This window comes from Methylobacterium isbiliense, from assembly GCF_022179325.1.
Classification (GTDB): Bacteria; Pseudomonadota; Alphaproteobacteria; order Rhizobiales; family Beijerinckiaceae; genus Methylobacterium; species Methylobacterium isbiliense.
In genome coordinates this window covers 14,865-28,008 of record NZ_BPQQ01000106.1, presented here as the reverse complement: position 1 = coordinate 28,008, position 13,144 = coordinate 14,865, and the positions used below count along the sequence as shown (strand labels likewise).

General features: G+C 67.7%; 10 protein-coding genes. 9 read left to right on the top strand and 1 reads right to left on the bottom strand.

Going from position 1 to position 13,144, the window contains the following annotated elements; genetic code table 11:
* Positions 1-362 precede the first annotated feature (362 nt).
* On the top strand, positions 363-560 hold the full coding sequence (locus tag MFF61_RS31165) for a hypothetical protein (RefSeq protein ID WP_238241566.1): 198 nt from the start codon (positions 363-365) through the stop codon (positions 558-560).
* Here MFF61_RS31165 and MFF61_RS31160 read toward each other — a convergent pair.
* Positions 541-1,488, bottom strand: coding sequence for a Crp/Fnr family transcriptional regulator (locus tag MFF61_RS31160; RefSeq protein ID WP_238241565.1), 948 nt, complete (start codon positions 1,486-1,488; stop codon positions 541-543). The genes MFF61_RS31165 and MFF61_RS31160 overlap by 20 nt on opposite strands.
* Before the next feature lie 1,028 nt (positions 1,489-2,516).
* On the opposite strand from MFF61_RS31160, the gene MFF61_RS31155 reads away from it, so the two are divergent.
* The 8 genes from MFF61_RS31155 to MFF61_RS31120 all read left to right on the top strand — a co-directional run bounded on the left by MFF61_RS31155 (position 2,517) and on the right by MFF61_RS31120 (position 13,142).
* Complete coding sequence (locus MFF61_RS31155; protein WP_238241564.1) at positions 2,517-3,551, top strand: glycosyltransferase family 2 protein; 1,035 nt, start codon at positions 2,517-2,519, stop codon at positions 3,549-3,551.
* 234 nt (positions 3,552-3,785) lie between these two features.
* Complete coding sequence (locus MFF61_RS31150; RefSeq protein WP_238241563.1) at positions 3,786-4,910, top strand: glycosyltransferase family 4 protein; 1,125 nt, start codon at positions 3,786-3,788, stop codon at positions 4,908-4,910.
* Between the two features lie 82 nt (positions 4,911-4,992).
* Entirely contained in the window at positions 4,993-6,132 is a 1,140-nt protein-coding gene (locus tag MFF61_RS31145; RefSeq protein WP_238241562.1) for a DegT/DnrJ/EryC1/StrS family aminotransferase, read from the top strand.
* A 765-nt stretch (positions 6,133-6,897) separates the two neighbouring features.
* The gene (locus MFF61_RS31140; RefSeq protein ID WP_238241561.1) at positions 6,898-7,737 is read left to right on the top strand and encodes a sugar transferase; all 840 of its coding nucleotides are present in this window, start codon (positions 6,898-6,900) and stop codon (positions 7,735-7,737) included.
* 113 nt (positions 7,738-7,850) lie between these two features.
* Positions 7,851-8,588, top strand: coding sequence for a nucleotidyltransferase family protein (locus MFF61_RS31135; RefSeq protein WP_238241560.1), 738 nt, complete (start codon positions 7,851-7,853; stop codon positions 8,586-8,588).
* Positions 8,585-9,580 (top strand): NAD-dependent epimerase/dehydratase family protein, encoded by a 996-nt coding sequence (locus MFF61_RS31130; RefSeq protein ID WP_238241559.1) that lies wholly within the window; start codon positions 8,585-8,587, stop codon positions 9,578-9,580. Before MFF61_RS31135 ends, MFF61_RS31130 begins: the two co-directional genes overlap by 4 nt.
* Positions 9,577-11,760, top strand: coding sequence for a GumC family protein (locus MFF61_RS31125; RefSeq protein WP_238241558.1), 2,184 nt, complete (start codon positions 9,577-9,579; stop codon positions 11,758-11,760). The genes MFF61_RS31130 and MFF61_RS31125 overlap by 4 nt, the downstream gene beginning before the upstream one ends.
* On the top strand, positions 11,760-13,142 hold the full coding sequence (locus tag MFF61_RS31120) for a lipopolysaccharide biosynthesis protein (protein ID WP_238241557.1): 1,383 nt from the start codon (positions 11,760-11,762) through the stop codon (positions 13,140-13,142). Before MFF61_RS31125 ends, MFF61_RS31120 begins: the two co-directional genes overlap by 1 nt.
* Positions 13,143-13,144 lie beyond the last annotated feature (2 nt).

Here is a 13,144-nt window from a genome sequence, read left to right as displayed (position 1 = left end):
TCTTGGTCGGTTGCGGCTGAAGCAGTCCGCCTGACGACGGGTCGGCAGCGGCTGTAGCTTTCCCGCCGGTTCGGCCGCTGCCCGGTCGTCATCGCACCCTGCGCATCCAGAGCCGCTCGGCGCGCGGATGAGCGGCGGCTACGAGTGCCAGGGCGCCGGCAGCGCCGGCGAGCATCACGATCATTGCGGACATGGTGTGGATCCCCTTGTCCGCAGGATGCGTGAGGCTGATCGCCCGGCCCACGCGACGGCCCGCCGCGAGACAATCCGGCTCGCGCGTCAGGTAGGCCGGGCGGGACGATCTCCGGGCGCGGCCCTGTTGATAGGGGTTGATTCCTCGCGCCTCTGCCGCGGAGGTAACCATGGACGACAACCGACTCGCCAGTGCGGAGAACGCCATCAAGGAGGCGGACCTGCTGCGTGCACGTCTTGCCGATTCGCAAGATTGGACCCGAGCACTCGTCCGGTCTGGGCGCGCCCGCTGCGACGAATTCCTTAGCGGCGGCATCTTTCGCCGCCACGGCAAGACCGTCCCGACGCTCACCCTCTTGCATAGCTGACCGCTTCTCGGACATGCGCTTGGATTCTGACGGATTGGTTCCGCCGCTCGGTCACGGGGTGGACCGCGCCCGCAAGTCGCGCACGCGGCGCCTGCTGCGAACGGCCGAGCGTGACGAGACCGTTCCGTTCGATCCGGTGAACCGCGTGCGGCGCGGAGAGCCGTGGCGGAGCCTCGGTGCGCGTTACCGGCTCGCCGAGGTGGAGGTAGGTCGGATCGAACGAGCTTGTCGCCTGCAAGGCGGCGACATCGGGGATCCGCAGCGTTCGACCCGACATTTCGATGAGCCCCTGATCGCGGAGTTGCGCGAGCTTGCGGTTGATATGGACGTGCGACAGGCCCAGGGCATTGGCTATGTCGAACTGCGTCAGCGGCAGAACGAAGCTGTTGTCCTCGGTGAGCCCGGCGCGGCGCAGACGCAGGAACAGCTCGCACAGAAGATGACCGATCCGCTCCGTGCCGACACGCTGACCGACATTCAGCATCCACTCGCGTTGAATCGACGTTGCGATGAAGCTCTCCCATAGCAGGGCCTGCCGCACCGCCGGGTGCTGCTCGCACACCGCCGCCAGCGCCTTGAGCGAAACATCCGCGCAGGTCACCGGCGTGAGAGCACCGATGGAGCAGTCCGTTTCATATCCCTCAGGGGCGAATGCCTCCGTCAGGTCGCCGGGCAGCAGGAAGCCCGCGATCTGTCGCCGGCCATCCTCCAGCTGCTTGTAGCGATAGGCCCAACCCGAGAGGATCAGGCTGACATGCCCCAGATTGTCGCCCTCCTGGCAGAGGTCGTCGCGCACCGCCACGTACCGCCACTTCCGCACGAGGCGATGAAAGGCTTCGCGGTCGGCGCCGCCGAGGTCGGTGAGGCGACGAATCTGCGCGGTCGTGCCATTGCGCAACCCTACACCTCTGCTCGAGATCTGAATCATGTCATCATCTCCTCAGGTTCGCATGCGCCGGATCGGCTCGTTTCGATGCCTTTTTCCGGCCTGATGTAAGAACAAATATGCCGTTCGCGTCGCCGTGATTGCGCTCGATCGAGCGTAGATCGAGAATTCTCATTATGAGATGAACTATATATACTTGCATATCTGCTCAATTCGTCCACCGCCGTCGGAGAATGCCCTCCTCAGCGTCGGGCAACATGCCGCCCGGGTCTGCCAGCGTGATGCGATGGCGAGGATGGCTGCTCGCCATCGTAGCGTTCACGTCTGCTTCGGCCCGGCGTCGACGCCGGCATGGGTCTGGAGCCTGCAGGAAGGCGGCGCTGCATCGGGGCTGCCGTCAATCGTCAGGTCGGCACGCGGGCATGCTACGGTGATCCCGCCTGTGCCGGTATCGCGGTGCGTTCGATCCGAGTTGCTGCTGCGGCGCCCTGATCGCCGGCTTGGATCGAAGATGCGGGAAACAATGGCCGCCGGCGGTGACATTTCTCACGTTGGGGTGAAGTAAACCTTCCACCTTTGCAGCAGGAGATGATTCGGCTGTGCGGCATCTCCCCGCGAGCCTGCAGGCGACATCGCGCTGAATGCGTTACGCACCGGCTGCGCGAGCGTTGGACACGCGGCAACGGTCTGGCCGGATTGGTCGAACGCTCGGGCGGCCACGCCGCCGGGTGGCAGAGGGCCGCCGGGCCCAAGCAGGGGAGGCCTCGCATCACTCCCGGCTTCACCGCCATCCCATCCACTCGCTGGCGAGATGTCCGGCGTGTGCCAGCCTGACTTCGGCCACTTCGTAGCGCTCCAGAGCGCTGGCTCGACAACACGCCGTCAGCAGAAATTCAATCATTCCCGAACGGGCACAATGAAACGCCAGCTATGATTGGGTGATCGAAAGCGTCAGACGCTGCATAATTTTTAGCAGACAGGTGCGACGGCGAAATCTAACGCTTGTGAGCTATGAGCGGTCGGGCCGGATCGGGTCACGAGCTGTCGCTGGTCGGGTTGGAGGCGAAACAATGGGTGACGAGCACACAAGTCGTGTGTCAGGTGACAGCACCAAAATGCAGCCGGACATTTCGGTCGTCATTTCCGTTAAGAATCGCTTCAAGATGCTGGAAGATTGCCTCATGGCATTGCTCCAACAGACGATCGGCCTGAACAGGTTCGAAGTTATTGTCGTCGACAACGTCTCGCAGGACGATATCGCTGGTCTTTGCGCAGCGATGCTGGCTCGTGGGCTGCCGCTGCGGTACCTTCGCATGCAGCACGACAAGGGACCGGCCCCGGCGCGGAATCGCGGCGTGTCTCAAGCGCGGGCCCCGGTGATCGCCTTCACGGACAGCGATTGCCGGCCGCATCCCGAGTGGCTCGACCTCGGTCTCGCCGCCTTGACCGATCCGACGGTCGCGTTCTCGACGGGGCCGGTCCTGCCCAAGCCGGAGCAGACGGCCGCGATGTTCTCGAAACTCACCTTCGTCACCGCACAGGAGCATCCGACCTTTCCGACCGCCAACATGATCGTGCGGAAGGGAGTCTTCGACGCATTCGGCGGCTTCGATGAGAACCTCTCGTTCCGCGATCCCCTCAACCGCGCGACGGAGTGTGCCGACACCGATCTCGCGTGGCGCATCATCAAGGCCGGCTATGCCCGCCGCTTCGAACCGCGCGCCGTCATCTGGCATGAGATCGAACAGCAATCGCTGCTCCAGTGGGTTCTCGAGCCGACCCGCTTGTTTCTTGTTCCCGCTCTGGTGAAGCGGCATCCCGAACTCAGGAAAAGCCTCCTCGTTGCGCGGCTGTTCTTCTATCCACCGATATGGTTGCTCTACGCGGCGGTATGCTTGGCGGCTATCGCCGTCATGTGGCAGCCGCTGCTGCTGCTCCTGCTGCCGCCCGCATTGGTCGCGCGGGGGATCCATCGAACCGGCTCGGCCGACCCGCGGCGCCTCGCAGCCCATGCGGGGCGTGTCATGGCTCACCTGCCGCGGATGGCGGTCATGATCGCCTCGCTGCTCTACGGCAGTATTCGTTACCGCGCGCTCGTCCTGTGACTCCGCGCGTGCATTGATCGGCATAGTCCTGCCCCGGTGGGTGTATGGAGCTCACCAATCAAGGCAGATGCCCCAAGTGTTCGAGATCGTCCTTGTGGAACCTGGGCGCAGGATTGGCGCTCGCCGGGAGCCACACGATCGGGACTGCTTGCGGCGCAGCGGTTGGAGGTAGCAGTGCGGATCGCAGTGACTCACCCGACGGCGTGGCCCGAGATTCGCCGAGGATCGGAGCGGATGCTCCATGATCTGTCGCATCGCTTGGCGGCGCGCGGACACGACGTGACCGTCCTGACCAGCTCACCGGCGCCCGAAATGCGGATCGAGGCCGATGGCCCCGTGCGGCGCGTCCTGCTTCGGCGGAGAACCGGGCCGGCCGCGATCACGGGCCGCTGGCTCAACAGCCTGCATCTCTTCGGCTGGGATCTCGCCAAGTGGCTCGTCTCGGAGCAGTTCGACGCGGTGCACTGCCTGAACTACCACGATGCCGTCGGCGCGCTGCTCGCACGCCGCGCGGGTGCGCGGTTCCGCCTCGTCTTTCAGTGCACGGGCATTCCTGTCCGGCGCTACTTCCGACGTATCCCGGGCGACGGCCTGCTGTTCCGCACGGCGGTGCGGCACGCGGATGCGGTGGCGGTCCTTTCTCGTTTCGCACGAGCCGCGCTCGCGCGGGATTACGGGGTCGTCGGGGACTTGCTGGCATCCCCCACTGAGATCACGCCTTTCGCGCTGCTGCCGGACGAGGCTCCGCGCGAACCCTACATCCTGTTCAGCGGGGATGCCGACGAGCCTCGCAAGGGCGCACGTCTCCTCGCCCAGGCCTTCTCGGCCGTCACCGAGCAGCTGCCGACGCTCCGCCTCGTCTATACGGGACGGGCAAGCCCGGCCACCCGCGCTGCCGTGTACGATGCCGTTCCGGATCACCTGCGCGATCGGGTCGAGTTTCTCGGTCTCGGCCGCGTCGAGGATCTACCGCGGCTCTACGCGCGAGCGACGGTCTGTGTGAACCCGGCCGTCTGGGAGGCGCTGGGCAACGTCCTGATCGAAGCCCTGGCGGCCGGAACCCCGGTGGTCGGCGCGAGGCATGCCGGGATCCCGGACATCATCACGGATGAGACGATCGGCGCGCTGTTCGAGCCGGGCGCCACGCGACTGGCAGCAACGAACGCGGCCGGACTCAGCGACGCTATCGTGCGGGCTGCGGCTCTGGCCCCGCGGGCCGAGACCCGAGCGCGTTGCCGCGCGCGGGCGCAGGCGTTCTCCTGGAGCGCGCTCATCCCTCGCTACGAGGGCCTGCTCGGCGGTGACGCCCCACCGCGCGAAGTCGGCCTCTCTCTGCCGACCACCATCCCAGTGCGATGAACGCCGTTCCCAAGGTCCCGCGCCGCCCGTGCAACGGGCTCACCCTGCTCTTGAACCTGTCCGAGCATGAGGTTCTCCTGCAATGACTGCTTCTCTCTCGCTGTCGCGTCCCGCGGCCGACGTGCCTCTCTCGCTGCCGAACGTGTCCGAGCGCGAGGCCGCCTACGCGGCGCAGGCGCTCGCGAGCGGAGACATCGGACCGGCCGGCGCCTTCCGCGATCGGTTTGAGGCGATTTGGGCTGCCCGGAACGGCACCGCCCATGCGATCACACTATCGTCCGGGACCGCGGCGCTGCATGTCGCCCTGGCCTCACTCGGGATCGGACCCGGCGACGAGGTGATCGTGCCGGCGACGACCTACGTGGCGAGCGCGAACGCCGTGCTGCACGCCGGCGGCCGGCCCATCTTCGTCGACGTGGATCCCGACACCTTCTGCATCGACCCGGCTGCCGCGGGCGCGGCAGTCACGGCGCGCACCCGGGCCATCATGCCGGTCCACCTGTTCGGACATCCTTGCCCGATGGACGCATTGTGGGAGATCGCGCGAGGGCGACGGATCGCGCTGGTTGCGGATGGGGCGCACGCCCCGCTCGCCGGATACCGCGGGATGCCCCTCGCCGCAGCCGCGACGGTCACCACGCATTCCTTCTTCCAGAATAAGATTCTCAGCTGCGGTGAGGGGGGAGCGCTGCTCACGAACGATCCCGACCTGATCGTGAGTGCGACGCAACTGCGCGCCCACGGGCTGGGCCTCGATGGCCGACAGACCTATCACCGGCTCGGTTACAACTACCGGCTGACCAACCTCGCCTGTGCCATCCTGTGTGCGCAAGAGGAGAGGGCGGATGCGATCCTCGCGCGGCATGCCGAACTGGATCGATCGTATCGACAACTCCTCGCCAGTCATCCCCGCATCACCTTGCAGACCATCCGTGATTGGGCACAGCCCGTCCACTGGTTCTTTCCACTCGTTCTGCCGAACGAGGCGCCGGGAACCCATCGCGTGATCGCTCGTCTGTCCGAGGACGGCATCGGGGCGCGTCCCTTCTTTCCCTCACTCGACACGATCCCGCATCTGTCCGCGTTTCAGGCGGAGCGCCCCCAGCCGCTGACGACAGCTCGCCGTCTCGCCGAGCGAGGACTGCTGCTGCCGTTGCGAGCCACCATGAGCGACATCGACGTCGAGAGAGTGGTCGAGGCGCTGCTGGCCGCGGTGCGCTGACCCCTGACCGAGCGACGCCAGACGGGTGTCTGGCCGTCGGGACGGGCCGGTCCCGGACGGCTTCGCCTCGCCTCGGATATCCGCCCGTCGTGGCGGCGGTCGCGGCCGCGCCACGCGGGTCGGACCGACGCGTGCTCCTTCACGCCGGATCGGCCGTGCGTCCGGTGAACATCCCCCATGCGCGAAGCCTTGTCCGCCCGATCGCACGGAGAATCTCCCGGCGTCGCAGCACAGCGCTCCGCGCCGTCCGGTGCGCGAAACGGCGGATCGCGTCGGCAGGGCGCCTAGGCGTGCTGCGCTTCCAGGCGCCTCGACCGTCGTCGATCAGGACGAGCGCGTTCGCAGCGGAGATCCGTCGCGCCCGAGACGGCCAACGGCGCCGCTTTCCATCAGCGGGAACGCTCTGCGCTGACGTGGACGCCGGCTCGGCGCAGGAGAGCGCGGACATATCGAAGACCGAGGTCCGCATCCGATGGCAACGCGAACGGAATCTGCCCCGTCGCAGCCGACCGCATCCCGGCACGTCGGCGCACAAAGGACGCGGCACGTCGCTGCACGTAGGCTGGCACCCCGAACGACCGACCCGGCGTCATCCATCGCAGATCCGGAACGTGCAGGCGACGGCATTATTCGACGACGGCTGCAAAAAAGTTTGCAGATCTCCGCCCGACCGCGATGCCTAATGTGTTCACACATCTTCGCCTGTGCCGACATGGCCCGGCCTAGATCGATTCTATAGTCCACGCGAAGATCAGGGGGAACTCGATGACGAGCCTCATGGTGAGCTCGCGCCAGCCCGCAAAGCTGACGGTGGAGGATGCCGATGCGTGCATCGGTACGCCGGTCGGCGGGGAACGGCAGGCAGCGGGCGCCGCAGCCGTCGCCGATACGCTGGCCAAGCGCGCGGTCGACCTGATCGGAAGCGGCTGCATCCTCCTCCTGCTGGCACCCCTGCTGGTCATCGTCGCCATCGCCATCAAGCTGACCAGTCCCGGACCAGTCCTATTTCGTCAGGCGCGCCACGGGCAGGGCGGCCGGATCTTCTCGATCTGCAAATTCCGGACGATGATCGGGCCTTCGCCGCAGCCGATCGCGATCGGCGATCCTCACGACCACGAAGCGCGGCAAACCCCGCTGGGGCGAGTCCTGCGCCGGTACTGCATCGACGAGCTTCCGCAACTCCTCAATGTGCTCGCGGGCGACATGTCGCTGGTCGGTCCGCGTGCCCATCCGGTCGGCCTCCACGTTCTCGGGATCCTCTACGAGGACGTCGTGCCGAACTATCACCGCCGTCACACCGTCAAGCCCGGCATGACCGGATTGGCGCAGGTGATGGGACTTCACGGCATCGTCGACTCGGTCGAGCATGCCCGCGCCCGCCAAGCCTACGATCTTCTCTACATCGAGCACCGGAATACTGAGCTGGATGTGGCCCTTACCGGCTTCACCTGCTGGCGGTTCCTGCTCCGCGGTGGGCGCGGGGCCGGCAGATTTCCCATCCGGCGCTTCTTGGCCAAGCAGCCCGGCAGCGTTGAGCCTCACGTCGCCTCAGAGATCGCCCCGGCGTCGGGCAGCGGCGACCTGAATGGTTTCGCGGCGTCCTGATCGCCCCATCGCGCGATCGGGCACATCACCGCAAGTATCAGACCACGACAATGACTTCGTCCTTGCGTGGCTGCGGCACGGGTCAACATCAACACGCAGAGGAGATAGTAAACATGAAGGTTCTTATTCTCGCAGGAGGACGCGGCACGCGCGCCTATCCTTACACGGATTACCTGCCGAAGCCGATGATGCCGATCGGCGGAAAGCCGATCATCGTGCGGGTCATGCAGATCTTCGCGAGCCAGGGGGTGACGGACTTCGTTCTGTCGCTCGGGTATCGCAAGGAGATCATACTCGATTACTTCGCCGGGCGGTCCCTGGGCTGGAACGTCGAGCTCGTCGATACCGGCGACGAGGCCGACACCGGTGATCGCGTGCGCCTTTGTCAGGACCGCCTGGGCGACGAGTTCTTCGTCACCTACTCGGATGGGCTCTGCGACGTCGATCTCGACAGTTTGCGTGCCTTTCACCGCAGTCACGACGGCCTCGCTACCATCACCAACGTCCCGCTTCGTTCGCAATACGGAACAATCGAATCCGATCGCGAGGGACGCGTCCGCGCGTTCCGAGAGAAGCCGGTCCTGCGCGAGCACCGCATCAATGCCGGCTACTGCATCATGAACAAGGCCGTGTTTGGCCATTGGCAAGGCAGCAGCCTGGAACGCGAGGTTTTTCCCTCCCTCTTGCGAAGCCTAAAACTGTTCTCCTTCGAGCATGATGGCTTCTTCAAGTCGATGGATACGTTCAAGGATCAGCAGGAGCTGGAAGCGATGTTCGAGAGCCGCGAGTTCGATTGGATCGAGCCGCGCCCGGCCGTCGTGCGGGCCCGTGAGCTGGAGGTTGTTCGATGAGCAGGCGCCCCTTCTGGTCCGGCAAGCGCGTCCTCGTCACGGGGTCGGCTGGATTTCTCGGCTCGTGGACGGTGCGAACCTTGCGCGAGAGCGGCGCATTGGTGGTCGGCTACGTGCGCGACCTTAATGCCTACGGCAACTCGCTGGCGAATGATCTGGCCAAGCCCAACCTCGTGGTCCACGGCCGGCTGGAGGATCCGGAGAGCCTGCGCCGTGCCGTGAACGAGTACGAGGTGGACACGGTCTTCCACCTCGCCGCTCAGCCGATCGTCGGCACCGCCCTCCGCGACCCGGTAGGGACCTTCGAGGCCAACATCCGGGGAACCTGGAACCTGCTCGACGCCTGCCGGGTGTACGGCAAGGTCGAACGCATCCTCGTCGCCTCAAGCGACAAGAGCTACGGCAGTTCCGATGTCCTCCCCTACACGGAGGATATGCCGCTCGTCGGGCGCGCGCCCTACGACGTCTCCAAGAGCTGCACCGACCTTCTGGCCCGCAGCTACTTCGAGACGTACGACCTGCCGATCTGCATCACGCGGGCCGGCAACTTCTTCGGCGGCGGCGACCTCAACTTCAACCGGCTGGTGCCCGGCACGATCCGCTGGGCGCTGCGAGGTGAACGTCCGGTGCTGCGCTCGGACGGCACGATGGTCCGCGACTACATCTACGTCCGGGACGTCGTGGCCGGCTACCTCGCCATCGGCGAGGCGATGCACCAGCCGGGGGTGGCGGGCGAGGCCTTCAACCTGTCGAACGAGACGCCGCTCAGCACCATGGCCTTCACCAACGAGATCCTCCGCGCCTGCCGGCGCCCGGATCTCGAACCGGTGGTCCTGGGCGAGGCGCGATCGGAGATCGACGCCCAGCACCTCAGTGCCGAGAAGGTCCGACGCATCGTCGGCTGGACGGCGCGGTGGAGCACGGCGGACGCCCTGGCCGAGACGGTCGCCTGGTACCGGAACTACATCGAGCGGATCGGTGAGATCGGATGACCAAGCTCGAAGCGGAAATCGGGCTGCCGCCCGCTAAGTCGCGCGCGATGACGCGCACCGTCACGGGATCGGGCGTCCGGGATACGGGCGCCACCCTGCTGTTCGTGGTGTTCAAGTGGCTGCCGCAGATGGCCGCCGTCGTCGGGATCGGCATCCTATGCGGCTTGGGCTACCTGAGTCTGGTGCGCGGGAACATGTTCCAGGCCAACGCGAAGCTCTACGTTCGCGTCGGCGTGGATCAGACGCCCTCGCCGCTGCTCGGCTCCGACCGCAACGTCACGTTCCTGGCGCAAACCCGCGGTGCCGTGCAGTCAGAGATGGATCTCCTGCGCAACGAGGTGCTGGTCTCGCGCCTGATCGCAGACCTGAATCTCGGCGCGCCGGAGGCGCGGCCGGAACCGACGGGCCTGTACGATCGCCTGAAGCGCCTCGGCTCGGACCTCTACCAGGGGGCGCGGGACGGGGCCGATGCGATCCTGGTCATGGTCGGCCTGAAGACGCCGCAATCGCGCTCGGCCGCGGTCAGCCAAGTCTTCGCCCAGTCGCTGATCCTCGACAATGCGCCGGGGTCCGACGTCATCTCGGTGAGCCTGCGCTGGCCCGGCGAGGCGCAGGCCGTGCAGCTCCTCGACCGGTTCCTGCAGATCTACACGAACTTCCGCTCGGCCGTGTTCGAGGGGGGAGGGGAGATCGACTTCCTCCATACCAAGCGTAACGTCGCCAAGGCGGCCGTCGAGGCGGTCGAGGCGGAGATGGCCGTGTTCGAGCGCGAGCACGACACGCGCAACGCGGCGAGCCGTGCGCCCCTGCTCGAGGCCGACCTCGTCGAGGCGCAGCGCGCGCTTGAACGCCAGACTCTCGAACTTGACTTCGCGCGGCGGCGCTTCGACCGGCTGAGCCGCGTCCTAAGCCGGACGGCCAACCAGCGCGAGCCGGTGGGTCTCGGGACCTTTCCGCCGAACTCGCCGGCCCTCAGCATGGCGCCCTCGATGGTAGCGCTGCTCGGCGAGCGCGAACGTCTCCTCGTCAACAACTCGGTCAGTGCGCCCGAGGTGAGGGAGATCGAGGCCAAGCTCGGAGCCCTGACGGTCGTGCTGCTCCGGCAGCTCGAGGCCGAGGTTCAGGATCTCGCCCATGTCGAGACGACGGCGCGGGAGCGCGTGGAGAAGGTCGTGACGGCGCTGCGCGAGTTCCAGGATGCGGCGACCGGCTGGAAGTCGCTGGAGCGGCGTCGCGAACTCGCCGAGGCGCGCTACCGCGATGCCGAGAAGCGTCTCGGAGAGGCGCGCGACATCGCCGCCCTCAGGAACGCGCGGCTTTCCAACGTGGTCGTCGTGCAGCCTGCGGCCGCCGAGGGCACGCCCATCGGCCTGCGCAAGCTCTCGATGCTTGGCATCATCACGCTGTGTTCGAGCGTGCTCGCCTGCGGCTGGGCGCTCGTCCGCGAAGTCTTCGACGGACGCTTGTACCGGGGCGAGGAGGCTGCCGCCGAACTCGGCCTGCCGCTGGCCAGCGAGGTGCCCGAACACGATCGCCTGCTGCAGGTCTGGTCGCAGTGCGATCCCGCCGCTGCGGCGGCGCGGGTCGCCCTCGACCGACTGGTCGTCACGGTCAGTGAACGCCTGCGCGGCGAGCGGAAGGCCGTCCTGGCCGTCGCCGCCGCCGAGGCGGAGGAGGGCGCCTCCACCATGGCCCTCGCGCTCGCGCACGGCATGGCCCGGCGTGGCCGCAAGGCGGTGCGCCTCATATCGGGCTCGACGAGCCAAGCCCTGCTGCACCACGCTCGGGCCCTCCGTGTCCGCCTGGACCCCCTGCCGACCTCGCCGGATCTGCCCGCCGGTCTGTCCCTGACTGCCGTCGGCGACCACTTGGTCGTGGGAACCTGGGAGGATGCCGAGGCGGCCGGGGCTTTCCTGCGGGGAGACTTCGCGAGTTGCCCAGGCCTGCAAGGCGATGCCGGCCTCGTGATCCTAGACCTGCCGCCCCTGTTGAGCGATGCGGAGGCGCCCCTCTGCGCGAGCCGGGCGGATGCGACGCTCTTGGTCGTCCGCGCCGGCCGGCACGCCGCCGCGCGCCACATCGCGGCCCTCGAAGCCCTGAGGTGGCTCGGCGTGGAGCCGATCGGCATCGTCCTCAACCGCGTGCGCCGCTTCGTTCCCGCTCGCCTGGAGCAGGTCTGATGAGGACGACCGGGTTGCGATGGGTCGAGGCGCCGACGGAGCGCAGTGAACGTCCGGCGTCCCTGCGGCGTCTCGCGAACAGCGTGGCGGGAAGCGGCGTCCTGCTGTTCGGCCTCAAGATCATCGGCTGCGCGCTCGGCTTGGCGATGCACCTCGCCTTCGCGCGCCTTCTCGGCACGGCGGCCTACGGCACCTTCGCGACGGCCTTCAATGCGGCGGCCCTGATCGCCCTGTTCGCCGCCGGCGGCATGCCGCTGACGGCCTCCCGTTTCCTGCCCGTCTACCTCAGCAACGGCGCGCACGCGCACGCCCGAGCCTATCTCGACACCGCCGCCGTGATGACGGTCGGGGGAGGACTTCTCGGGAGCGGCATCCTCATCGCGGCCGCCCTGATGCTGCACGGGGGTGAGGCCGACTTGGCTCGTGCCCTAGCGGCCGCGAGTCCGCTGGTCCTGCTGCTCGCGGCCGCGCAGACCGCGACGGCCTTGCTGCAGGCCCTCCATCGTCCCTTCGCGGCTGAAGCGGCGTTCGTCGTGGTGCGCCCCCTCGCGGCCACCGGCCTGGGCGCGGTGCTGGCGCTGCCGGCTTTCGGCCTGCTGGATGCCGTCACGGCCCTGGTCGCGGTAGGGCTCGCGAGCGTGGCGGCGCTCTTCGCGACCGCGGGCTCCCTGCGCCGCGCGCTCGTCAGCCATCCGCTCGCCCGCCATGCGCTCGCGGCCCGCGGCCGGCCCGCACCCAGCGTCTGGATCCGGCCGGGATTGCTGCTCCTGTTCCTCGTCGGCGGTGCGGCCCTGGCCGAGCGGCTCGACGTCATGGTGGTCTCGGCCCTGGCCGATCCGGAGGCGGCCGGCATCTACAGCGTCGCGGCCCGCTTCGCCGCCCTCATCTCCCTGGGAAGTGCGGCCGCGACCGTGCGGGCGCTGCCCCTGCTCGCCGAACAGCTCGCGCGGGGCGCGCGGGGCGCCGCGGCCCGGACGCTCGCTCAGGCCAGCCGCGCCGCTCTCGCCCTCGCGGCCGCGGCCGGTCTCCTACTCGCCGCCGCCGCGGGCCCGCTTCTCGGGCTGTTCGGGTCGGACTTCCGGGCCGGCGCGCCGGCCTTGTGCCTGCTGGTGGTCGCGCACGTGGGGCTCGCGGCAGGCGGCGCCGCCTGCACGGCGTTGATCGCCTCGGGCAATGAACGCCGCATCGCGGTCGTCACGGGCCTCGGCATCGTCGCCAATGTGACGGGCAACCTGCTGCTCGTGCCGCGGTTCGGGATGACGGGCGCGGCCGCCGCCACCTGCATGACGATGGCCCTCACGGGCCTCGGCCTCGCCCTCACGGCTCGGCAGGTGCTCGGCCTCGCCGTCTTCGCCGGCCGCGATCTCCGGGCGGAGGATTGAGA